At 72.1% G+C, this 23,725-nt stretch carries 15 protein-coding genes; 12 read left to right on the forward strand and 3 right to left on the reverse strand.

What is annotated here, in order from left to right; genetic code table 11:
* The first annotated feature begins 39 nt into the window (after nt 1-39).
* The 4 genes from R9X44_RS00160 to R9X44_RS00175 all read left to right on the forward strand — a co-directional run bounded on the left by R9X44_RS00160 (nt 40) and on the right by R9X44_RS00175 (nt 8,048).
* Nucleotides 40-567: a hypothetical protein gene (locus R9X44_RS00160; protein WP_319811847.1), complete on the forward strand. Its 528-nt coding sequence runs from the start codon at nt 40-42 to the stop codon at nt 565-567.
* 124 nt (nt 568-691) lie between these two features.
* A complete protein-coding gene (locus R9X44_RS00165; protein ID WP_319811848.1) occupies nt 692-1,264 on the forward strand; it encodes a hypothetical protein in 573 nt (190 codons plus the stop codon).
* A 104-nt stretch (nt 1,265-1,368) separates the two neighbouring features.
* Nucleotides 1,369-3,270, forward strand: coding sequence for a flotillin family protein (locus R9X44_RS00170; protein ID WP_319811849.1), 1,902 nt, complete (start codon nt 1,369-1,371; stop codon nt 3,268-3,270).
* Complete coding sequence (locus R9X44_RS00175) at nt 3,267-8,048, forward strand: DNA repair ATPase (protein ID WP_319811850.1); 4,782 nt, start codon at nt 3,267-3,269, stop codon at nt 8,046-8,048. The genes R9X44_RS00170 and R9X44_RS00175 overlap by 4 nt, the downstream gene beginning before the upstream one ends.
* A 425-nt stretch (nt 8,049-8,473) precedes the next feature.
* Here the strand turns inward: R9X44_RS00175 and R9X44_RS00180 are convergent, their stop codons facing one another.
* On the reverse strand, nt 8,474-9,637 hold the full coding sequence (locus R9X44_RS00180) for a pentapeptide repeat-containing protein (RefSeq protein ID WP_319811851.1): 1,164 nt from the start codon (nt 9,635-9,637) through the stop codon (nt 8,474-8,476).
* 184 nt (nt 9,638-9,821) lie between these two features.
* Here R9X44_RS00180 and R9X44_RS00185 point away from each other — a divergent pair, with 184 nt between their 5' ends.
* The 5 genes from R9X44_RS00185 (at nt 9,822) to R9X44_RS00205 (ending at nt 14,495) form a co-directional block, all read left to right on the forward strand.
* The gene (locus R9X44_RS00185) at nt 9,822-11,081 is read left to right on the forward strand and encodes a glycoside hydrolase family 1 protein (protein ID WP_319811852.1); all 1,260 of its coding nucleotides are present in this window, start codon (nt 9,822-9,824) and stop codon (nt 11,079-11,081) included.
* Nucleotides 11,082-11,206: 125 nt separating this feature from the next.
* Nucleotides 11,207-11,659 (forward strand): PPOX class F420-dependent oxidoreductase, encoded by a 453-nt coding sequence (locus tag R9X44_RS00190; RefSeq protein WP_319811853.1) that lies wholly within the window; start codon nt 11,207-11,209, stop codon nt 11,657-11,659.
* A 230-nt stretch (nt 11,660-11,889) separates the two neighbouring features.
* Nucleotides 11,890-12,663, forward strand: a complete 774-nt coding sequence (locus R9X44_RS00195) for an SDR family oxidoreductase (protein WP_319811854.1) — start codon at nt 11,890-11,892, stop codon at nt 12,661-12,663.
* Nucleotides 12,664-12,679: 16 nt separating this feature from the next.
* Nucleotides 12,680-13,444, forward strand: a complete 765-nt coding sequence (locus R9X44_RS00200) for a crotonase/enoyl-CoA hydratase family protein (protein ID WP_319811855.1) — start codon at nt 12,680-12,682, stop codon at nt 13,442-13,444.
* A gap of 265 nt (nt 13,445-13,709) precedes the next feature.
* Nucleotides 13,710-14,495, forward strand: coding sequence for a S1C family serine protease (locus tag R9X44_RS00205; protein ID WP_319811856.1), 786 nt, complete (start codon nt 13,710-13,712; stop codon nt 14,493-14,495).
* A gap of 67 nt (nt 14,496-14,562) precedes the next feature.
* On the opposite strand, the gene R9X44_RS00210 is transcribed toward R9X44_RS00205, so the two are convergent.
* Entirely contained in the window at nt 14,563-15,387 is an 825-nt protein-coding gene (locus tag R9X44_RS00210) for an oxygenase MpaB family protein (protein ID WP_319811857.1), read from the reverse strand.
* An 89-nt stretch (nt 15,388-15,476) separates the two neighbouring features.
* Here R9X44_RS00210 and arfB point away from each other — a divergent pair, with 89 nt between their 5' ends.
* Nucleotides 15,477-15,911 carry an alternative ribosome rescue aminoacyl-tRNA hydrolase ArfB gene (gene arfB / locus R9X44_RS00215; RefSeq protein WP_319811858.1) on the forward strand — a complete coding sequence of 145 codons (435 nt, stop codon included), beginning with the start codon at nt 15,477-15,479 and terminating at the stop codon, nt 15,909-15,911.
* An 8-nt stretch (nt 15,912-15,919) separates the two neighbouring features.
* Here arfB and R9X44_RS00220 read toward each other — a convergent pair whose 3' ends face one another.
* Nucleotides 15,920-16,933: a hypothetical protein gene (locus tag R9X44_RS00220; RefSeq protein ID WP_319811859.1), complete on the reverse strand. Its 1,014-nt coding sequence runs from the start codon at nt 16,931-16,933 to the stop codon at nt 15,920-15,922.
* A 209-nt stretch (nt 16,934-17,142) separates the two neighbouring features.
* Here R9X44_RS00220 and R9X44_RS00225 point away from each other — a divergent pair, with 209 nt between their 5' ends.
* The gene (locus R9X44_RS00225; protein ID WP_319811860.1) at nt 17,143-17,664 is read left to right on the forward strand and encodes a gamma carbonic anhydrase family protein; all 522 of its coding nucleotides are present in this window, start codon (nt 17,143-17,145) and stop codon (nt 17,662-17,664) included.
* Nucleotides 17,665-17,682: 18 nt separating this feature from the next.
* Entirely contained in the window at nt 17,683-23,121 is a 5,439-nt protein-coding gene (locus R9X44_RS00230; protein WP_319811861.1) for a hypothetical protein, read from the forward strand.
* The last annotated feature ends 604 nt before the right edge of the window (nt 23,122-23,725 follow it).

A 23,725-nucleotide genomic window follows, 5' to 3' on the forward strand; every position in this document is an offset into this window, starting at 1 on the left:
TACGGACACGCTCCCGGGTGTCCGTACGCCGTCGCCCCTATGCCCCCGCCGCGCAAGCAGAACTCGGCGGCCCTCCTTGTCGTCGTCGTCCTGACGATCGTGGCCGTCCTCACGGCAGTCGTCATCGTGTACGTCGTCGCACAGAAGAAGGACAACCCGCGCCCCTCCGCGCCCGTCGCGACCGGGCAGGCTCCGCGCACCCCGAGGCCGGGCGGAATCCGCGCCGACGAGCTCAGCGGCACGTGGACCGGCACCTACACGTGCTCGGGCCGGGTCCGCGCCCTCGAGCTGACGGTCATGCCGTCCGGCGACGACCTCGAGGCCGAGTTCGTCTTCTACCCCTCGGCCGAGCTGTCCGGCGAGCCGCACGGCAGCTACGTCATGTCCGGCACGTTCGGCGGCGGCGTCCTCGACCTGAAGGGCGAGGCGTGGATAGACCAGCCGAGCGGCTACGTGATGGTCGACCTGAGCGGCGTCCCGGCGAGGGCCGCCGACGGCTCCCTGACGCTCACCGGAACCGCCACGCACTGTGACGGCGTCACCATCACCAAGCCGGCAGTACCCTGACGCGCCGGGCCGGAAGCCCCCACAAGCAGAAAACCGCGTCATATGCCACAGGTTCCAGAAGAAAGATAAGAAAGTTGCCTTTGCCGGGAACCGGAGTGATCTCCGCTGCATCTGACCTGGTGTGATGGACTTCGTCGAGATCGCCCTGGGAATGCCCACCGTGGTGTTCACCGTGCTGCTCGGCCTCGTCGTCCTGTACTGGGTGCTGGCCATCATCGGATTCGACGCCCTCGCCGACGACACCGACCTGCTCGGTGTGCTCGGCCTGCGCGGGGTGCCGACGTCGGTGATCCTGTCGCTGTTCGTCGCCGTCGCGTGGTTCCTCAGCCTCGCCGGGACCGACCGCTTCGGGAAGAACCCCCTCGTGGTGGTCGGCGCGGTCGCGGGCGGCTGGCTCGCCGCGCGGCTGCTCATCAACCCCCTGCGCTATGTGCTGCCCGAGCCCGACGTCTCCTCCCGCAACGACTTCGTCGGCCGGGTCTGCGTGATCAGGACCGGCACCGTCAGCGAGGCGTTCGGCCAGGCCGAGGCGCACGCGTCCGACGGGTCGTCCGCCCTGGTCGAGGTGCGCAAGGTGGGCAGTGAACCGCTGGGCGCGGGCGACACCGCGCTGATCTTCGACTACGACGCCGCGGGCGAGTTCTTCTGGGTCATGCCCTATGACGCGGAACTCGACCCGCACCGAAAAGACGTGTAGGCGGCACTTCCGCCGCCGCCAGCGCCGCATGGCGCGCAAGACCACCGCACGGGCCGGAGCTCCCGGCCGTCCCGTGTCGGACCCCCTGAGTGAAGGGCAGTCATATGGACACTGTGACGACCGGCCTCGCCGTGCTGGCGGGCGTCGCTCTCCTTATCGTCGTCGGCATCGTCTTCATCGTCAGCCGGCTCTTCCGGAAGGTGGAGCAGGGCCGCGCCCTGATCATCTCCAAGGTGAAACGGGTCGACGTGACCTTCACCGGGGCCGTGGTGCTCCCGGTGCTGCACAAGGCCGAGTTCATGGACATCTCGGTCAAGACCATCGAGATCGTCAGGACGGGGAGGGAGGGCCTGATCTGCCGCGACAACATCCGCGCGGACATCAGGATCACCTTCTTCGTCCGGGTGAACAAGACGGTCGAGGACGTCGTGAAGGTCGCGCAGGCGATCGGCACGCAGCGCGCCTCGTCCAAGGAGACGCTGCAGGAGCTGTTCAACGCCAAGTTCTCCGAGGCGCTGAAGACCGTCGGCAAGCAGCTCGACTTCGTCGACCTGTACACCAAGCGCAAGGAGCTGCGCGACCAGATCATGGCGGTCATTGGCACCGACCTCAACGGCTACAGCCTTGAGGACGCGGCCATCGACTACCTGGAGCAGACCCCGGTCGGCCAGCTCGACCGCAACAACATCCTCGACGCGCAGGGCATCCGCAAGATCACCGAGCTGACGGCGATCGAGCACGTGCGGACCAACGAGTTCCAGCGCAACGAGGAGAAGGAGATCACCCGCCAGGACGTCGACGCCCGCGAGGCGATCCTCGAACTGGAGCGCCGCAAGGCGGACGCGGAGATCCGGCAGAAGCGCGAGATCGAGACCGTCAAGGCGCGCGAGGAGGCCGAGACCCAGCGGGTGCAGGCCGAGGAGCGGCTCCGCGCGGAGACCGCCGCGATCAAGACCGACGAGGCGCTCGGCGTCCAGTACGAGAACAAGCTCCGCGAGGTCGCGGTGGCCGAGCTGAACAAGAAGCGCGTCGTGGCCGTGGAGTCCGAGCGGATCGAGAAGGACAGGGTGCTCGAGGTCGTCGCGCGCGACCGGGCGACGGAGCTCGCGACCATCGCCAAGGACCGCGAGCTCGAGGCCGAGAAGCGGGACATCGCCGAGGTCGTGCGCGAGCGCGTCGCGGTCGAGAAGACCGTGGTCGAGCAGGAGGAGAGCATCAAGCGCGTCAAGGTCGTGGAGGAGGCGGAGCGGCTGCGTCAGGCGGCCATCATCGCCGCCGAGGCCGAGGCGCAGGAGAACCTGGTCAAGGACATCAAGGCCGCCGAGGCCGCCGAGGCAGCCGCCGCGTTCAAGGCGCGCGAGGCGATCATCCTGGCGGAGTCCAAGCAGCAGGCGTCCGAGCTCGAGGCGCAGGCGATGATCCGCCTCGCCGAGGGCAAGCAGGCCGACGCCGCCGCCGCGGGTCTCGCCGAGGCCGCGGTGCGCGAGCGCAGCGCCCAGGCGATCGAGAGCGAGGGCCGCGCGGAGGCCGCCGTGCTGCGCGAGAAGGGCCTCGCCGAGGCCGAGGCGACCGAGCAGGTCGGCAGGGCCGAGGCGATCGCCGAGCGCGAGAAGGCGATGGCCGGCGCGGACGCGCTGCGCGAGAAGCTGAAGGGCGAGGCCGAGGGCCTCACCGAGAAGGCCGCGGCGATGGCCGCGCTGACCGAGGCCAGCCGGGGCCACGAGGAGTTCCGCCTCACCCTGGAGACCGAGCGCGACGTCCGGCTCGCCGGGATCGAGATGCAGCGCGAGGTCGCCAAGGCGCAGGCCGAGGTGCTGGCCAAGGGCCTGGAGAGCGCCGACATCGACATCGTCGGCGGCGACAGCGTCTTCCTCGACAAGATCGTCAACTCGATCTCGCTCGGCAAGGGCGCCGACGCGCTGGTCAGCAACGCGCCGCTCACCGGCGAGCTCGTCACTGGCCTCGTGGGCGAGGTGCTTGAGCGGGTCAACGGGAAGGGCAAGTGACGGGGAGCGCCTCGGCAGCCGACGAGGGAGCGCGGCTCGACGCCGGGACCTACGAGGTCCTGAGGTCCCGGCTGACGGCCCAGGCCGCCGCCCTGCGGGAAGGGGCGGCGGCGCTCAACGGGCGGCGGACCGAGGTCTTCGGCGGCTCCGAGCTGCGCCTCGTCGGCACCGAGCGGATCCGCACCGAGAACCACTGCGTGCCGCGCGACATCGTCGCGGTCGGCGGGGTGATGCTGTTCGGCTACAACGTGTTCGTCGGCATGCGCCCGGAGACCGCGGTCTCCGACGTGTTCTCCGCGCACGCGTTCGCCCGCGACGGCGACAGGTTCGCCTTCACCCCGACCAACGCGCCGCTGCTCGCCGAGCCGGGGTTCGTCAAGGACTTCGGCGACCTGTACCGGTACTACCGTGACACCCGGCTGACGCATCTGCGGCTGCTGGACGGCAAGCTCCTCGCGGTGTTCCAGACCGGCACCGACCAGCGGGTGCTGCGCTGGACGTCCGAGGGGGCCTACCTCGACAACCGGGGTGAGCGCGACAACGTCTACCCGCCCGCGTTCGACTTCGACTGGGTCGCCACGACCCGGGCCGACCACGTCGAGGGACGGCACCCGCACATCTCGATCCAGGGCGAGGTGTTCGTCGAGACCGTCGGCGGCGACCTCACCATCAAGATCGAGAACAACACCGAGACCGGCGCGGGCGTCTACAGCGAGCCGGTGGACGAGCCGCTGCAGTCGCTCGCCGACGCCGACATCTCCTACGCACGGGTGGGCGCGCTGATCCTGCTGCGCATCCGCCCCTACAACGAGGAGGCCGTGCGCCACCTCGTGTTCAACACCCGCACGAAGTCGGTCGTCCGCCTCGACGGGATCGGCCAGGCGTGCCGGCGGCTCCCGGAGGACCACGGGATCATCTTCCCCGGCGGGTACTACCTGGAGACCGACGTCGTCAAGACGTTCGACACCGCCACCGAGGGCCTGGAGTTCGAACGGCTCATCAAGGCGGGCAACGGCGAGGACGTCATGTACGTCTTCCACGCGCGCGCCGAGGGCAGGACGCTGCTGCTGCCCTACAACGTGATCCGCAAGGAGGTCGCGACCCCGATCGTCTGCCACGGCTACTCGCTGTTCGACGACGGGACCCTGATCGTCTTCCGCGCCGACACCGACGAGCCGACCAGGTCGCACCCGATGCAGATCTGGGAGACCCCGTTCAAGCCGGACGAGGCAGCGCCCGTCGGCTCAGGTCCGCTGGAGCGGATCGGCAACGCCGACCTCGTGCGCGGCATCTCCGACTGCATGTCCGTCGCGCGGATGGCCGCGGAGATGACGCCGACGAGCCAGGTGTTCGAGGCGCTGATCGCGGCGTGCGTGACCGCGGCGGACAACCACCACTGGCTGGGCGAGCACGGGCTGGCCGAGCCGCTTGAGGCGGTCAGGACGACCGCCGCGCAGGTGCTCGAAGAGTTCGAGTCGGTCCGGGAGATGACGGCCCGGGCGGCCGAGGCCGTCGAGTCGTCGGCGACCGAGATCGCCGCGCTGGTCCGCAGGATCAGGGGCGAGGCCCCGGCGTCGGCCGACGACTGGGTGGCGCGGCTCGCCGCGCTGCGCGCCCACCAGGGCCACCTGGTCACCCTGCGCGAGCTGCGTTACGTGGACGCCGCGCGCCTCGACTCGCTCGCCGAGGGCCTCGCCGCCGACCTCGCCTCCGCCGCCCAGCGCGCGGTGGAGTTCCTGGGACGGCCCGAGGCGTTCGACGGGTACCGGACCGAGGTGCGCGAGCTCGCCGAGCGGGCCGCGGTCCTCGAGTCGGTGGCCGAGGCGGCTCCGGTCGCCGAAAGGCTGTCCGGGCAGGCCGCGGCGCTGGAGAGCGTCACCGAGATCGTCGGGTCGCTGGAGTTCGCCGACGCGACGGTCCGCACCGGCGTGCTCGCCGGGATCGGCGAGGTGCTCGGCGGCGTCAACCGGGCGCGCGCGATCCTCGAAGGCCGCCGCAGGGACCTCCTCGAGGTCGAGGGAAGGGCCGCGTTCGCCGCGGAGTTCACGCTGCTCGGCCAGTCGGTGACCGCCGCGCTGGCGTCGGCGTCGAGCCCCGAGGCGTGCGACGAGCAACTCGGCAAGCTGCTCCTCCAGATCGAGACCCTGGAATCGCGTTTCGCGGAGTTCGACGACTTCCTCGGCGAGCTCGCGGCGAAACGCGAGGACGTCTACGAGGCGTTCTCGTCGCGCAAACAGGCACTGCTCGATGAGCGGACACGCCGCGCCGACCGGCTCGTCGCCTCGGCCGACCGGGTGCTCGGCGGGGTCGCGCGGCGCGTCGCGGGGCTCGGCTCGCTGGAGGAGGTCAACACCTTCTTCGCGACCGACGCCATGGTCGCGAAACTCACCGCGACGGCCGCGGAACTGCGCGAGCTGGGCGATCCCGTCCGGGCCGACGAGCTCGACGGACGCGTCAAGGCCGCCCGCCAGGAGGCGGGACGCGCGCTGCGCGACAGGCTCGACCTGTTCGAGGGCGACACGATCAAGCTCGGCGAGCACCGCTTCACCGTGGACGACCAGCCGACCGAGCTGACCCTCGTCCCGCACGACGGCGGGCTCGCCTTCACCGTCACCGGGACCGACTACCGCTCCCCGGTGACCGACCCTGCCTTCGCCGACACCCGTCAGTACTGGACGCAGTCCCTCGTCTCGGAGACCGACGAGGTCTACCGGGCGGAGTTCCTCGCCGCGTCGCTGCTCGACCAGGTCAAGGCCGGTGACGCGCTCGCGGACAAGGTCCGTGAGGCGGCCGTCGAACGCTACGACGAGGGCTACGAGCGCGGCGTCCACGACCACGACGCCGCCCTCATCCTCGAACGCCTCGTGGAGCTGCGCGACGGCGCGGGTCTGCTCAGGTTCGGCGCGCCCGCCCGCGCGGCCGCCCAGCTGTTCTGGGCGCACCGCGTGGCCGACGACGAGCGCGACGGCCTGCGCGTCCGGGCCGCGTCGCTGGTCTCGGCCCGCGCGCTGTTCGGCACGGCCCCCGCGCTCGCCGACCTCGCCGCCGAGCTCGCCGGACGGATCGGCGGCCCGCACGCCCGCGAGGCCGGGGAGTACCTGGTCGAGGAGCTGGCCGAGGGCTCGTTCGTCACCGGCAAGGCGGCGCGCGAACTGCTCGACGGCTTCCACCGGACGCTCGGCTCACGCCGCGACGCCTACACCCGCGACCTCGCGGCCCTGCCCGGGCTGCGCGAGCGGGAACAGCTCGTGACGGCATGGCTTGAGGCGTACGTCGCGGGCAAGGGGATTGCGGCCGACGACCTTCCCGAGGCCGTCGCGCTGGAACTGTGCCCCGATCTGCCGAGGCGTGACGCGGCGACGGGCGTCGCGGGGGCCGTCGAAGGGCTGCTCGGGACGCATCCCCGGATCTCCCGGGGCAGTCTTGAGCTGCGCCTTGACGAGTTCCTCACGCGCACCCGCCGCTTCACCGAGGAGCGGGTGCCCGGCTTCCGCGCCTACCAGCGCCGCCGTAACGAGCTCGTCGAGCACGAGCGGGAGCGGCTGCGGCTTTCGGAGTTCCAGCCGAAGGTGATGTCGGCGTTCGTCCGCAACCGGCTGTTGGACGAGGTGTATTTGCCGCTGATCGGGGCGAACCTCGCCAAGCAGCTCGGCGCGGCGGGCGCGGCCCGGCGCACCGACCAGATGGGCATGCTGCTGCTCATCTCGCCGCCCGGCTACGGCAAGACGACGCTGATGGAGTACGTCGCGTCCCGGCTCGGGATGGTGTTCGTCAAGGTCAACGGGCCCGCGCTCGGCCACGAGGTCACCTCGCTCGATCCGGCCGACGCGCCCAACGCCACCGCGCGGCAGGAGGTCGACAAGATCAACTTCGGCCTCGAGATGGGCAACAACGTCCTGCTCTACCTCGACGACATCCAGCACACGTCGCCGGAGCTGCTGCAGAAGTTCATCTCCCTGTGCGACGCACAGCGCCGCATCGAGGGCGTCTGGAACGGCAGGACCAAGACCTACGACATGCGCGGCAAGCGCTTCGCGGTCTGCATGGCGGGCAACCCGTACACCGAGTCGGGACAGCGCTTCAAGATCCCCGACATGCTCGCCAACCGCGCCGACGTGTGGAACCTCGGCGACGTGCTCGCCGGCCGCGACGAGGTCTTCGCGCTCTCCTACATCGAGAACGCGCTCACCTCCAACGCCGTGCTCGCGCCGCTGTCCACCCGGGACAGGGGAGACGTGGAACTGCTCGTGCGGATGGCGGCGGGCGACGCCGAGATCCGCGCCGACCGGCTCGCCCACCCTTACGGCAGGGTCGAGCTGGAACAGATCCTCGCGGTGCTGCGCAAGATGCTGAAGGTGCAGGAGGTCGTCCTGGCCAACAACCGCGCCTACATCGCCTCGGCGGCGCAGGCCGACTCCTCCCGCGTGGAGCCGCGCTTCCAGCTCCAGGGCTCCTACCGCAACATGAACAAGCTCGCCGAACGCATCGTCCCCGTCCTCAACGACGCCGAACTCGACGCCCTCATCAACGACCACTACATAGGCGAGGCCCAAACTCTCACCACGGGCGCCGAAGCCAACCTCCTGAAACTGGCAGAACTACGCGGCACCCTCACCCCCGAACAAGACCGCCGCTGGACCGACGTCAAGGCCGCCTTCCTCCGCGCCCGCGCCCTGGGCGCCTCCGAAGACGACCCCATGTCCCGCGCCGTCGGCGCCCTCGGCCTCCTGGCCGACCGCCTCGCCGCAATCCAAACAACCCTAGAAGACCGCCCCTGACCCCACGACCCGGCGCGCCTACGCGCGCCGGGTCCCTACCGCCCACAACCGCCCGCCCCACGGCCCAGCCCGCCAGGGCTCTGACCCCGCAGCCCGGCCCGCGTCAGCACACAGCCCGGCGCGCCACGGCCCGGCCCGCTCGGGCCTGACGCCCACGCCCCACGGCCCGGCCCGCCGGGGCGCTGACCCCGCAGCGCGGCCCGCGTCAGCGCACAGCCGGGCGCGCCACGGCCTGGCCCGCTCGGGCCTGACGCCCACGCCCCACGGCCCGGCCCGCCAGGGCGCTGACCCCGCAGCGCGGCCCGCGTCAGCACACAGCCCGGCGCGTCAGCACACAACCCGGCGCGTTAGCGCCGCTCCGCACAGCCCGGCGCGCGTAGCGCGCCGGGCTGTGGGGGGTTTTGCTTGGGAGGCGGCGGCTTGGGTCAGGGGTGGGCGAGGTGGGTTAGGGCTGTGCCGTCCTCTACGCCGAGGCCCGTGAGCAGCAAAGCCGCTGCGATCAGGAGGGCGATCGTTATGTGGGTGCGGACGGGGTCGTTGCCGTAGCCGGAGGTTACGCGGCAGAGGGTAAGGAGGAAGCGCCACCAGGCGGACGGGTGGGATCTTCGGTAGATCTCGACCGAGCGGAATCGGAAGTCGCGGGCCTGGTCGGGGTCGTCGGTGGCGTCCGCGAGGCGGCGGTACAGGGCGGCCGTCCAGGGGGCGGGTTCTTCGGCGAGCCGTCCCGAGCAGCCGCACAGCCGCAGGTCCGCCAGTTCGGCCGACTCGAACAGGCACGCGCCGAGGTCGACGTCGGTGAGGCGTGCCGCGTCCGCGACGGTTCCGGTGAGGGTGTGCGCGCCGCCGCCCTGCAGGTGCAGGTCGGTCGCGGAGGTGTGGGACAGGTCGGCGTGCCCGCCGGGCTTCACCGCGCGCAGCTTCGTCGTGCGCAGGACCGCGTTGCGGATGCTGACCCTGGGCGCGGCCGCGGTGAGCCGCAGCGTCCGCGACGCCCGCGCCGAGTTCAGGCTGATCCGTCCCCCGACGACGAGCGGCCCGAGCCAGGCGCAGTCGCGGAAGACCGCACGGTCGAGCAGCAGATGACGGCCCACCGACCCGTCCCGCCACGACACCGGCGAGCTGAACCGCGTCTCCTGGGCCTGGACGTCGCGGGCGCAGGCCGAGCCGTCGAAGTCGGCCGCGCCGAGGAACGTCGCCCCGGTGAACGCGGCGTCGGCGTCCCAGCGCGCTTCGGTGAACAGGGCGTCGCCGTTGAAGCGGGCCGAGGTGAAGCCCGCGTGCCGCCGGAACGCCGCGCGGTGGAACGTGACGCCGCGGTGGAACACCGTCTCGTGGAAGCCGACGTTCCCGGCGAACACCGCCTCGCGGAACGCGGTCCCCCTGCGGAACTCGGCCCTGTCGAAGGACACGTCGCCCTCGAAGACCACGGCGTGGAAGTCGGCGCACTCAAGGCGCGCGTCGTCGAAGCGGCACCGGCCGAGCCTGACGACGCCGTCGCGCCCCGTCGCGGCGGCGCGCACCGCCGCCCACGTCGCGGGGTCGACGGTCTCGCCGCGCAGATCCAGGTTCCCGCCGGGTTCCAGCTCCACAACCCGGTTGTACTCCCCACGGAACGTCAGGGGAAGTGCCTTTCGCGTGACGCTCCCGGACCCGGTCCGGAAGTGGCCGGGCGGGTTCTCGGCGAGGCGGATGCGGCGTACGTTCCGGGCACGAAAGGGGTGTGCTGTGGGTCGGAAGCGGTTCGTGTGGGCGCTCTGGTGTGCGGTGACGGGAATGCTGGGATCTCTCTTCCTCGGGGTCCCCGCCCACGCGGAGAGCGCGGTCCCGCGCTTCCCCGCCGACTTCCTGTGGGGCGTGTCGTCGTCGGGGTTCCAGTCGGAGGGAAGCTTCCCCGACAGCAACTGGACACGTTACGCGGCAAAGAAGGAGCCCTACCGGGACTCGGTCGACTTCCGCAACCGCTACCCCGAGGACGTCGAGCGCGCGGCGGGCCTGGGCGTCGGCGTGTTCCGCACGTCGATCGAGTGGGCGCGGGTCGAGCCGAAGAAGGGGACCTGGGACTGGAAGGAGGTCGCCTACTACGACGACCTCGTCGCCCAGATCCGCGCGCGCGGCATGCGCCCGATGCTCACCCTCAACCACTGGGTCCACCCCGGCTGGGTGCAGGACAGGGGCGGCTGGCGCAACGCCGCGACCGCCGACGACTGGCTGCGCTTCGTCGCCTTCGTGGTCGACCGCTACAAGAACATGGACGTCGTCTGGATCACCTTCAACGAGGCGAGCCAGTACATCTTCCACGAGCTGACCGACGGCGGCATGTCGGTCTTCGACGTGCCGAAGATGCGCGACAACCTCGTGCGCGCCCACCGCGCGGCCTACGACCTGATCCACGCTGCGGACCCCGGCGCGATGGTCTCCACCAACATCGCCTACGGCAACGTCCTGAACCCCCTGTTCGACCAGGCGATCTTCACCAAGGTCACCGACAAGCTCGACTTCATCGGCGTCGACTACTACTACGGCGCGAGCGTCTTCAACCTGTCGGCCGTCAACGCGCTCACCGGCGCGTACTGGAAGATCAAGGCGGAGCCCGAAGGGCTGTACTACGTCCTGCGCGAGTACCAGCGCAGGCTCCCGCACCTCCCGGTCTTCGTCGTGGAGGCCGGGATGCCCACCGACGACGGCAAACCGCGCGCCGACGGCTACACCCGCACCGACCACCTGCGCGACCACCTCTACTGGGTGCAACGCGCGATCGGCGACGGCGTCAAGATGATGGGCTTCAACTACTGGTCCCTCACCGACAACTACGAGTGGGGCTCCTACCGTCCCCGCTTCGGCCTCTACACCGTCGACGTGGCTTCCGACCCCTCGCTGAAGCGCGTCCCGACCGACGCCGTCGCCTCCTACCGACGCGTCATCGCCGAGCGCGGCGTCCCGTCCGGTTACCGTCCCGTCATCCCTCCGGCCTGGTGTTCGTGGGAGGGCGCGCTGCCGAGCTGCCTCCAGACCCTTCCGACGCCGCCAGCCTAGCCTGTTCTGAATATCAGGGTATGTGTCTTGTTTAGCGGGACAACCTCTGCTTGACTGCGACGTGCGCCGGCGCACCCGTCCAACGCGAGAGGGAGCCCAGAAACATGTCCGAGGGAAAGACGTCAGTGTTCAGTCCGCAAGCGCGTGACCTGCTCGAAGGGCCCGCGAACGCGGTCTTCTGCACGCTGATGCCGGACGGCAGCCCGCAGGCCGTCGTCGCCGGCTTCGTACTGGACGGCGACGAGCTCGTCGCGCACACCGCGCCGCGTATGCAGCGCGTGCGCAACCTGCGGGCCGACCCGCGCATCACGGTCCTCGTCGTCGACCCCGCCGACCCCAAGCGCTACGTCGAGGTGCGCGGCGAGGCGACGCTGCGCGAGCCGTCCGCCGCCGAGGCCGCGCCGCTGTTCAAGGCGCAGGCCGTCAAGTACGGGCTGCCCGAGCGCGCGGGCAGCCTGCCGGAGGGCATCACCGTCGTGCAGATCCGGGTGAAGCCGACGAAGGTGAACTACATGGAGTTCACGCCGGAGCGCATGGGCCCGAAGATGGGCCAGCGTCCCGGACCCGCCGGAAGCTGACCGGCATCCGGGCCCCGGCGTCGCGTCCGCCGGGGCCCGCTTCGCCGCCCCCGCCCCCGTCCCCGCCCCCGCCCCCGTCCCCGTCCCCGCCCCCGCCCCCGCAAAAGAAGATAGGACGGTTGGGCGGACCTGCCTCCTGGGCAGTAAGTGGGGGGTGGCTATTCTTCGAGCCTGACCAGTGGGTAACATCGGCCGAACCATATTCGGTTTCCTCAGGTAAGGTGCTCTTCATGGAACTGAACGGAGTATCCGCCGTCGTCTCCGGTGGCGCGAGCGGGCTCGGCGAGGCGTGCGTCCGTGACCTCGCCGCCAAGGGCGCGACGGTCGTCATCGCCGACCTCAACGAGGTCAAGGGCAAGGCGCTGGCCGACGAGGTCGGCGGTGTCTTCGTGAAGACCGACGTGACCGACGAGGCCCAGGTCCAGGCCGCCGTCCAGGCCGCCGTGGACACCGGCGCGCCGCTGCGCGTCATCATCAACAGCGCAGGCATCGGCTGGGCGACGCGGACCGTCGGCAAGGGCAACGTGCCGCACCCGCTCGACTCGTTCGAGAAGGTCGTCCAGATCAACCTGATCGGCACCTTCAACCTGATGCGCCTCGGCGCGGCCGCCATCGGCGCGACCGAGCCCGCCGACGCCGACGGCCTGCGCGGCGTCGTCATCAACACCGCGTCCGTCGCCGCCCTCGAGGGCCAGACGGGCCAGCTCGCCTACTCCGCCTCCAAGGGCGCGATCGTCGCGATGACCCTGCCCGCCGCCCGCGACCTCGCGGCCATCGGCGTGCGCGTCAACACGATCTGCCCCGGCATCATCGACACCCCCATCTACGGTGAGGGCGAGGCCGCCGAGGCGTTCAAGGCCAAGCTGTACGCGCCGGTCCCCTTCCCCAAGCGCATGGGCAAGGCGTCGGAGTTCGCGCACCTGGCGACCGCGCTCATCGAGAACGACTACATGAACGGCGAGACCGTCAGGTTCGACGGCGGCATCCGCTTCCAGCCGAAGTAGCGAGGCAGGGTCACACATGAGCGACGCAGTTCTCACTGAAGAAGACGGTGGCGTTCTCGTCATCACGATCAACCGCCCCGAGGCCAAGAACGCCATCAACGCCGACGTGGCCAAGGGCATCGAAGCCGCCCTGACCGAGCTTGACGGCCGCAAGGACCTCGCGGTCGGCATCATCACCGGCGCGGGCGGCACGTTCTGCTCGGGCATGGACCTCAAGGGCTTCCTGACGGGCGAGCTGCCCTTCACGCCCGAGCGCGGCTTCGCGGGCATCGTGCAGAAGCCCCCGGCGACCCCGCTGATCGCGGCCGTCGAGGGCTACGCCCTGGCGGGCGGCTGCGAGATCGCGCTGTCGACGGACATGATCGTGGCGTCGTCGGCCGCCAAGTTCGGGCTCCCCGAGCCCAAGCGCGGCCTCGTCGCGGCGGCCGGCGGCCTCATGCGGCTGCCCAAGCGGATTCCGTTCCACATCGCCATGGAGATCGCCCTGACCGGCGACTTCTACACCGCCGAGCAGCTCGCGGCGTACGGCCTGGTGAACCGGATCGCCGAGCCGGGCAAGGCGCTGGAGGCCGCCAAGGAGCTGGCCGCCAAGATCGCGGAGAACGCCCCGCTCGCCCTTGCCGCCACCAAGAAGATCATCGTCGAGTCCGCCGAGTGGTCCACCGAGGAGATGTGGGACAAGCAGGGCGAGATCTCGAACCCGATCTTCGGCTCCAAGGACGCGCAGGAGGGCCCCAGGGCCTTCGCCGAGAAGCGCAAGCCGAACTGGAGTGGCGAGTAGCCTCCCGCCCCGAGTTCCGCGAGCAGGCCGTGCCTTTGGGCGCGGCCTGCGCCGTTTCCCCGGCGGGTCCCCGGCTTCGGTCACGGGAACGTCGGCGGGTCGTGGCGGGCGGCGCGGATTTCTTTACCTTTGACCACGGGCGGTTAAGGAATTCCTCAGGTTTCCCCTGCATTGTGTGATGTGTCGGGCACGAATCGGCCCGGCCACAGACACCGAGCCGGGGGAACACGTGATCGAGGAGACGCCTCAGCGACCCGCTTACAGGTTGCGTCCCGGAAGTCAGCCGGAGCGCGGCGCGACCGGCAGGGCCTTCGTCGGGCTCGGCGTGGCGGCGTCCGTGGCGCTGGCCGGGGGCGCGGCCGGGGCCGTCGGGGCGCTCACGTTCACGCGCGGCGCGACCGCGGTGACCGTCGCCGACGGGATCGCCGCGCACACCACGATCAGCAAGATCGCCGCCTCGGTGCAGCCGTCCGTGGTCTCCCTCACCGCGTCCTCCGACGGCGTCCAGGCGACGGGCTCGGGGGTCGTGCTGCGCTCGGACGGGATGATCGTCACCAACGAGCACGTCGTGTCGGGCGCGCGGAAGATCACCGTCAAGTTCAGCGACGGGACGACCGCGCAGGCGAAGATCGTCGGCACGAGCCCGGATCACGACCTCGCCGTCGTGAAGACGTCGCGGAAGGCCAAGGCGTCACCGGCGACGCTCGGCGACAGCCGCTCCCTTGCCGTCGGCGACACGGTCGTGGCGATCGGCAGCCCGCTCGGGCTCGACGGGTCGGTCACCGCGGGTATCGTCAGCGCGCTGCACCGGGCGGTCCAGGAGAGCGGGGGAGCGGTCATCCAGGACGCGATCCAGACCGACGCCGCGATCAACCCGGGCAACTCGGGCGGGGCGCTCGCCGACGGGTCGGGCCGGATCGTCGGCGTCAACACCGCGATCGCCACGTCGGGCGGCGGGTCGGGGAGCGTCGGCGTCGGGTTCGCGATCCCGGCCGAGACCGTGAAGACGGTCACCGACCAGATCATGACCAGGGCGTCGGTCTCCGACTGACGCCGCACAGACCGGCGGGACCGGGGGCCACTGGGGGGTGGAGTCCTCGGTCCCGCCGCTTTTCTCCTCAGGCCGAGCGCAGTTTGCGGCGCGGCCTTGTGCGTTCGGCCTTGGCGAGCCTGCGGCGCAGGGAAGCCAGGTACATGTCCCGGGGAGCCGTACGCAGCGCCAGAGGAAGCCTCGGGTAGACGATCCGCAGGGCGTTGATGAGGACCAGGAAGCGGCGCTGCCGCGCGGGCGACCAGTCCCAGCCGTACTGGGTCCGCAGCGGCTCGGGCATCAGGCCCGCCGTCGCCAGGCGCGCGGCGGCCAGTACCGGACGCCGGTGCCACGGGGCCCTCGGATACAGCAGAAGCCGCGCGACCTCCCTTGACGCCTCGGTGATCCGGAACTCCTCGACCTTCTCCCGGTAGTACACCCGGAACTCCTTGAGCCCGGAAGGCTGGAGGTCGGCGGGAGCGCCAAGGATCTGCGCGTATACGCGGCTCTGCTGGTAGAACTCCTCGAGTTCGGCTTCCGACAGCCGTCCGAACAGCGCCTGGTAGAGCCGCGCGGCGACGTCGAAGAGCGTCGCGCCGACCCAGACCTTCAGCTCGGGGTCCTGGGCGTCGTAGCCAGGCCCGTTCACCCTGTCGTGCATCTTCCCGACGAACGCGCTGACCCGCTCGGCCTCCTCGCGCGTCCCGAAGTGGACGGCCGTCAGCCACTCCATCGTGCCCCGCAGCCTTACCAACGGGTCGTCGAAGGTGTAACTGTGGTCGTGGACGCCCTGGCCCACGCCGGGGTGCGACGTCTGGAGGATCGAGGCCGCGCCGCCGCCGAGCAGGAGGACGCCCTCCCTGGTGATGCGCCGGATGACGTCGCCGTCCTGGAACATTCCGGGTTCGCTCATGGCACGAGTGTAAGTAAGCACTTGCAGTACTTCCAGGGCCCCGGGTTTATCGCCTCGCGCCGGGTCGCGGAGTTTCCGATAATGGAGTCATGTCCGGACCCTTGCACGTCGCCGTCACGCCAGGCGTCTCGGTGGAGATCCCCGAGGCGGAACTCGGCTGGCGCTTCTCGCGCTCGTCCGGGCCGGGCGGCCAGCACGTCAACACCTCGGCGACCGCCGCCGAACTGATCTTCGACGTCGCCGGGTCGGCCGCGCTCCCGCCGCCGCTGCGCGACCGTGCCCTGCGCCGCCTCGCCGGCCGGCTCGTCGACGGGACCGTCACGATCCGCGCCGAGGAGTACCGCTCCCAGCTGCGCAACCGCGAGGCAGCCCGCGAACGCCTCGCCGACCTCCTGCGCACCGCGCTCGCCCCGCCGCCCAAGCGCCGCAAGGCCACCCGGCCGTCACGCGGGGCGGTCGAGCGGCGGCTGGAGAACAAGAAGCGCCGCTCGACCCTCAAGGAGGGCCGGCGGCGCGACTGGTGACGCGGAGGCTAGATGCCAAGGTCTCCCGACAGCGGGCCGGACAGCGGCGCGGGACGCTCCTCGTCCTTGTAGAGCGACGGCGACGGACCCGACACCGACGCCGTCGACCCCGACGAAGCCGACACCGACGACACGGACCCGCCCACCGAACCGCCGACCGGGCCGACCGCCCCGGCGACCGGCGTCGACACCGCGGGCGACACCCCGAGCGGCTTGGCCTGCTCGACCGGCTCGGCCTGCACCGCGGGCAGCGGCGCGGTCTGCGTCGGCCGCGGCTCGGCGGTCGCACCCGCCGGACGTGCGGCGGCGGGCTTGCGGACCGGCTTGGCGACGGCGTCGTCCACCATCTTCTCCAGCGGACCCGCCTCGTTCTCCGCGCGCAGCAGCGCGCTCAGCGTGTGGCTGATCTCGGTCAGCCGCTGCAGCGCCTGCGAGTGGTTCTTCGTGACGTGGTTCAGCCGCTCGGTCGCGTCCTCGTTGATGACGGTCGCGCGCCGCTCGGCCTGCGTCAGCGTGCGCTCGGCCTCAAGACGCGCGCTGGTGACGGTCTGCTCGGCCTCGTGCTTGGCGGCCGTCAGCACCTTCTCCGACTCGTTCTTCGCGGCGTTCAGCACCTGCGCGGCCTTGTCCTGCGCGGCCGCGACGTCACGCTCGGCCTGGCCGCGCGCGTCGTCGATGATCCGCTTCGACTCCTTCTCGGCCCCCTCGCGGATCTGCTTGCCGGTGTCCTCGGCCTGCGCGACCTTCTCCTTGGCCTCGTCCTCGGCAAGGTTGATGATCTGGCGGAGCCGGTCGCTGAGGTCGTCGCCGGTGGGCTTGCGCGCCTCACGGACCTCGACCATCTCGCGACGGGTGCGCTCGACGTCGTCGAGCGACCGCTGCAGCCGCGCCTCGAGGTCGCGGATCTGGTTCTGGTACCGGGTGATCATCTCGTCGACCTGACGGCGGTTGTAGCCCCGCATCACGATCTCGAACTGCTCGTCCCGGAGAAGATTGGGGAGGATCTCTGCTTCGTTGCTCATGGCGCCTCAGGCGGTCGGCCCCGTGACCGGGGATCTGCTGGTGTCGGTTCGGTTAGGGGCGCTGGGGTGACCCCTGATACTGGCTTCAGTACAGGCTTCAGGCTGACTCTGGTCCGGTCTGACCTCTTCGCGCAACCGAAACGCCGGTACTCGCGTGAATTGCGGGTCGCCGTCAGGGTCCGCACCCCGAACCAGACACAATACGGCTCATGACGTATCTGGGCGCACTGGGCGCATACAAGCCGGAAATCCACCCGACGGCCTGGATCGCGCCGGGCGCGGTGGTCGTCGGGAAAGTCACCCTCGGCGCGGACTCCAGCGTCTGGTACGGGACCGTCCTGCGGGCCGACGAGGAGGAGGTCATCGTCGGCGAGGGCGTCAACATCCAGGACCTGAGCTGCATGCACTCCGACCCCGGCACGCCCGCCGTCCTGGAGGACCGCGTGTCCCTCGGGCACAAGGCGATGGTCCACGGCGCGTACGTCGAGACCGGCGCGCTCATCGGGATCGGCGCGATCGTCCTCAACGGGGCGCGCATCGGCGCGCACACCCTCGTCGCCGCCGGGGCCCTGGTGACGCCCGGCAAGAAATTCCCCTCCGGAGTACTCGTCGCGGGAGCGCCCGCGCGCGTCGTAAGGGAACTGAGAGACGACGACCGTCTTGTGCTGGAGCACACCTCGACCCACTACATGGCGAAGGCGCGGCAGCACCGAGAGGTCGAATGGAGGTAATCAATTAGCATGGCCCGCGTGGCATGGGGACCGGGAGAACCGCGACGTGACGATCCGTTCGGCAAGGCCGAGCGGGCGGTGCGCGACGCCGTCGCGGCGGGCTGGTGGCCGAGCGCCCGCCCAGGCCAGCGCGAACACGCACTCGCCGGGCAGGTGGTGGAGCTGCCGGACGGCACCCAGTGGCTGTTCGGCGCGTGGGCCCGCTGGTACCGCAAGCACCCCGGCGACACCCAGTGGTACCTGTGCCCGCCGCCTTACGCCAAGCAGGTGCGCAGGGCGGGCAAGCAGGCGCCGCCCGCCTCGCCGCCGCCCCCGCACGTGGTGCCGCTCGGGCCCGACTTCACCGCGGCCGGGCCCGTCGCGCTGCCGCTGTTCGGGTCCGACCTCGGCGCGCTCACCGCGCCCGTCCGCGCGACGCTGGAGTCCGCGGCGTCGCTGAACGCGCAGGACCACCCGCTGCCGGAGAACCCGCCGCGCTGGCTCGCCGACTTCGCGCCGACCGTCCCCAGCACCGTCGCCGCGTGCTGGGGGACCGCGCTGTGGTGCGCGGCCTCGCCCGTGTTCGACGCGCGCGAGGACGCCAAGCTGCTCGGGCTGTGGGACCCGTACCGGGCCAACCCGCTTCCGCGCATCGAGGGGCCGCGCTGGCTGACGCCGCCGACGCTCGAGGAACTCGCCGCCCTGTACGTCGAACGGCTTCGGGCGCACCGGGTCGAGGCCGCCGTCGTCGTGCTGCGGACGATGTGGGCGACCGCGTCGGTGCTGCGGGAGGAGCCGCGCTTCGCGGCGCGCGCCGAGGCGCTGCTGGCGATCCTCGGCAGCACCCTGGCCGACCCGCAGGTCGACTACGGCGCGCTGCCGCATGGCGACGCCGCCGTCGCGCAGCTGTGGATCACCCGCTGCCCGCCGCACCTCACCGCGGCGCTGCGGATGGAGAGCTCGCCGGGCGACGGGTTCCGGCACGCCTTCTACGACTTCTCCCAGACGCTCGTCGCGGCCGCCGGAGACCCCGGGGACGCGGCGTTCGTCGAGCCCCGGCTGATCGCGGCGTCGCTGCTGGCGGCCGAGCTTTCGGTGATCCGGCAGGACGTCGTCCAGGAGGTGTCGCGCTGGCTCGACCCCGAGCTGCGCTTCACCGTCCAGGCGATGGTCGGGCAGCCGGGGCACCCGCTGCGCCGGCGCTTCTGGCCCGAGGCCAACCGGCTGCCCGAGCAGCTGCGCGCCGGCACCGCCGCCAACCGCGAAGAGGTCCTCGCGGCCCTCTACAGCCTCGACCTCGCCTGGTGCCGTCTGGGCGGCGGCATCCCGGCCCGCCCCCGCGGCTTCCCCGCCGCCATCGCCGTCCTCGCCGAACACATCGGCCCAGACCGCGCCACCGCCACAACCCCGCCCCCGGCCTCCCCCTCCTGGCCATCGCAGCCGTCTGGCACCGGCCAGTCCGCCCAACCCTCACAGCAGGCCGCGCAATGGGGCCCACAAGCCGCCGCCGCCCACGCCGGTCAAGCTGCGCAGGGCGACCCCGCCCAAGCCGCGCAACAGGCCACACCCTGGGGCCCGCAGGGCGACCCCGCCCAAGCGGGCCAGCAAGCCGCACAGCAGAGCACGCCGTGGAGCCCGCAAGGCGACCCCGCGCAGCCCGGTCAGCAGGGCACCCCCTGGGGCCCACAAGGCGGTGCCGCACACGCCGGTCAACAACCCGCGCAGGGCGACCCCGCCCAACCGGGCCAGCAGGCCGCACAGCACCAGGGAACCCCGTGGGGCCCCCAGGGAGACGCCGCCCAAGGCGGGCCGTGGGGCCCGCAAGCCGACCCCGCGCAGCCCGGTCAGCAGGGCGCGCAGTGGGGCCCCCAGGGCGACGCCGCGCAGGCCGGTCAGCAGGGCGGGCCACGGGGTCCGCAAGGCGACGCCGCACAGGGCGGCCAGCAAGGCGCGTGGGGCCCGCAGGGCGACGCCGCCCAAGCCGGTCAGCAGGGCGGGCAATGGGGTCCGCAGGGCGACGGCGCGCAGGGCGGCCAGCAAGGTGCGCAGTGGGGTCCGCAGGGTGAGGCCGCGCAGCAGGGTGGGCCTTGGGGTCCGCAAGGCGAGGGTGCGCAGGGTGCGCAGCAGGGGTCGCCGGAGCAGCAGGCGCAGTGGGCGGCCGAGCAGGCCGCGGTGCGCAGGCGCGCGGCGGCGCAGCGCGGGCCGACCGCGGAAGAGTTCGCGCAGAACGCAGGGAAGGCGTTCGAGAAGGCGTGGGGCAAGGCGCGCAGACTCGGCGGCAAGCTGCTCGGCGGCGGAACCCCCGCAGCACAGCCCGACGCCTACACCACCGGCCCGGTCGGCTTCGACAGCCCCGACGGCCCGAGCCAGCCGCCCGTCCCGACGCCGCAGGCCGCGTCCCGTCCGACCCCCGCCGCGCCCGAGCACGGCACCCGGATCATGTCCGAGACGATGGTCGGCGACTTCCTCGACTTCGCGCCGGTGCCGTCCAGGCCCGTCCGCGACATCGCCCCGCCCCCGGAGGGCCCGCCCGAGGCCGCGACCGTCACCCGCCGCGGCGTCACCTTCGTCTACGACCCCCGCGACGACGCCGAGGCGTTCCTCGACGCCCTCCCCGCCCCCACCTTCGCCGCAGACTCCACCCAGGTCTACCGCGCCCCCACCCCCGACGCCCCCCTGACGATGCTCGACCAGAACCTGGCAACCCTCCTCAACGAGCCCCGCCCCGAAGCCCACCCCCCCACCCCCCCATCGGACCCCCCACGCACCATGGTCGCCCCTCCAGGCGCCTTCGCCCCGACCGACCCCACCCAGAACGACCCCCCGCGCACCATGGTCGCCCCTCCGGGCGCGTTCGCCCCGAACGACCCGGCCCAGAACGCCCAAAACAACCCCCCACGCACCATGGTCGCGCCCCCTGGCGCCTTCGGCCTGGACGTCACCCCCCCAGACACCCCCACCCAAGACACCCCAAACCCGAACACCCCCGGCCACAGCGGCCCAGCCCCGGGCACCCCCGGTCAGGGAGGCTCAGCCTCGGGCACACCCGGCCACGGCGGCTCAGCCCCGGGCACCCCCGGCCACAGCGGCGCGTCCTCCGGCGCACCCGGTCAGGGAGGCTCGGCTTCGGGTACACCTGGCCACGGCGGCTCGGCTTCGGGCGCGCCTGGCCACGGCGGCGCGTCCTCCGGCGCGCCCGGTCAGGGTGGCGCATACCAGGGCACATCCGGCGAAAGCGTCAGGAACCCCGGCGGCCAGCCGCACGGCACTCCCGCCCAGGGCCAGCAGGGCGTCCAGGGCCAGGGAGGCCAGGGGCAGGGCCAGGGCCAGCAGGGTCAGGGCGGGCAGGGCCAAGGCCAGGGCGGTCAGGGTCAGCAGGGCCAGGGCGGGCAGGGCTTCGACCCGCAGGCGACCATGCTCGACCAGGGCGGCCGCACCCGCACCCCCGAGCCGTTCGACCCGCACGCCACGATGGTGGACTCCCGCGCTCGCCGCCCCGTCGACCCCCAGTCGACGATGCTCGACCGAGGCGGCCGTCCCGAACCGTCCTCCAACGACCCCCAGTCGACAATGCTCGACCAGAACGCCCGCACCAACCAGCCCGCCCACGGCAACCAGCCCGCCCAGGGCAGCCACGGCAACCACCCGGCCCAGCCCGGTCAGGGCAACCAGCCCGCCCACGGCGCTCACGGCGGCCAGTCCGGGCAAGGTGGGCCGAGCGGTCCTGGCGGCCAGCCCGCCCACGGCGGCCACGGAAACCAGCCCGCGCAGGGCGGTTCCGGCAACCAGCCCGCTAAGGGCGGTTCTGGCGGCCAGTCCGGGCAGGCCGGGCCGAGCGGGCCTGGCGGCCAGCTCGTCCAGGGCGGCCACGGTGGCCAGCCCGCGCAGGGCGGCCAAGTCGGGCAGGGCGGGCCTGGCGGCCAGCCTGGGCAGGGTGGGCAGGGGTTTGATGCGCAGGCGACGATGCTTGATATGGGAGGGGCCCGGGGCGGGGGGCCGCAGGCGACGATGCTTGACGGGGGTGCGCCCGCGACGCGGATGGAAACGGCATATACCGGGCCGGTGGCCGTTTCGGTGTTGCTCGTCGGGACGCCGCATACCGGGCAGCGCAGGTTCGCGCGGATGATCTCGCAGATCGTGTCCGACGGCGCCCTCGAGGTCCGGGACGCGGAGGAGCTGCGGGGGCTCGCGCTTGAGCGGCTCGCGACGCTGTTCGACCCGGGCGGCTCCGCGGTGCTGCTGGAGCGCCTCGACGTCGCGCTGCTCGACGCCAACGACCCCGCGGTGTTCCTGCGGACCCTGCGCACCGTCAGGGCCCGCGCGCGCACCCCGCTGATCGCCACGTGCGACCCGCGCTCGTACCGCAGGATCGCCGAGGAGCACCCGGAGCTCGAGCGCGTCTTCCGCGTCTACAAGTTGCCGGAGCTGCGCGACATCGAGGAGCGCACGACGCTGCTGCGCGTCCTCGCCGACGAGCGCCGCGCGTCGCTCGACACCGTCGCGTGGTCGGCGGTCCGCGAGGATCTGGTGCGCCTCAGGGGCCCCGGAGACCTCACGGCGGCCCGCCTTGTCGAGACATACCTGGAACGGGCTTACAACCGCGCTCTGGGGCGCGGCGGGGGCGCTCAGGAAAGGCTCGTGCTCCAGGCCGCCGACTTCTCCGGCGTCGCGGAGTCCATCGAACCCGCGCTGCACCCCGGCGGCGACGTCGACGGCTACCTCGACATCCTCGCCGACATGGTCGGCCTGACGTCGGCCAAGGCCGAGGTCGAAAGGCTCGCCCGCGAAGCCGACGGCCCGCTGAACCTCATCTTCGAGGGCCCGCCCGGCACCGGCAAGGCGACCGTCGCGGGACTGCTCGCGGGCATCTTCGGCGCGCTCGGCGTGCTGCCGTCCGGGCACCTGATCCAGTGCCGCCCCGAGCACATCATCGGCCGCGACTCCCTGGAGACCGAGCTTCGCACGGCGGGGATCGTCCGGCAGGCCGAGGGCGGTGTCCTGCTCGTCCAGAAGGCCGACGGGCTCACCCCCGAGGCCGTCGCCGAGCTGTTCCGCGGCCTGCGCGAACACCCGTACATGCTGGTGCTCGCCGCGACCGACATCGACCCGTTCCTCACCGCCAACCCCGACATCGCCGCGACCTTCGAACGCGTCGACTTCGAGGCGCCGACCGACCGCGAACTCGTCCAGCTGTTCGTGAAGCTCGCCGAGAAGAAGCTCTACATGGTCGACGAGGAACTCCGCCTCGAACTCATGACCCGCTTCGCCCGCTTCCGCGACAACGACGAGTTCGTCTTCGGCCGCACCGTCCACACCTGGTTCGACGAAACCGTAGCCCGCCAGGCCCGCCGCATCTCCTCCCTAACCGGCGCAGACGCCCTAACCGTCGCCCGCCTAACCACCCGAGACCTCCCCGAATCCGGCCTAGAACGCCTCCTAGGCAACCTCCACCAAACCCACCCCCCCACCCCCCAATAACCCCGCAGTCCCTCCGGGACCGCGGCTGTAAGCCCCCTCCGCCCCCCGGTCCCCCTCCGGCCCCACCCGAGACCCCCGGGCCCCGCCCCGGGAGCCGAAACCCCTCCGGACCGTGTCCCCGGGCCGCCCTTCGGGCCGCACCCTCGGGGAGCCGACACCTCACGCCAGGGGAGCGGACCTCGCCTCCGGGCGGTCCCCCCGGGGGGCCGACAGCTCGCGCACCGAGCAGCGGCCCTCGCCCCCCGGGGGAGTTCTTCGGGCCGCGCCCCGGGAGCCCTTCGGGCCGCGCCCCCGGGTACCTTCCGGGCAGGCCCCCGGGAAGCCGACAGCCGCGCCCCTGGGAGCGGGCCTCACACCCGGGAGTCCTCCGGGCAGTGCCCCCGGGAGCCGACAGTTTGCGCACCGAGCAGCGGGCCTCGCCCACAGGGGGTCCTTCGGGCCGCGCTCCCGGGAGTCCTCCGGGCCGTGCCCCGGAAATCCCCCACAGCCCTCGCCCTCGGAAGACCTCCTCCGGCCCTTACCCCCGGGAGCCCTTCGGGCCAAGCCCCGGGGAGCCGACGGCTCGCTCCCCGGGGAGCGAGCCTTGCCCCCGGCGAGTCCTTCG

Source organism: Actinocorallia sp. A-T 12471, from assembly GCF_033875155.1.
Lineage (GTDB): Bacteria > Actinomycetota > Actinomycetes > Streptosporangiales > Streptosporangiaceae > Actinocorallia.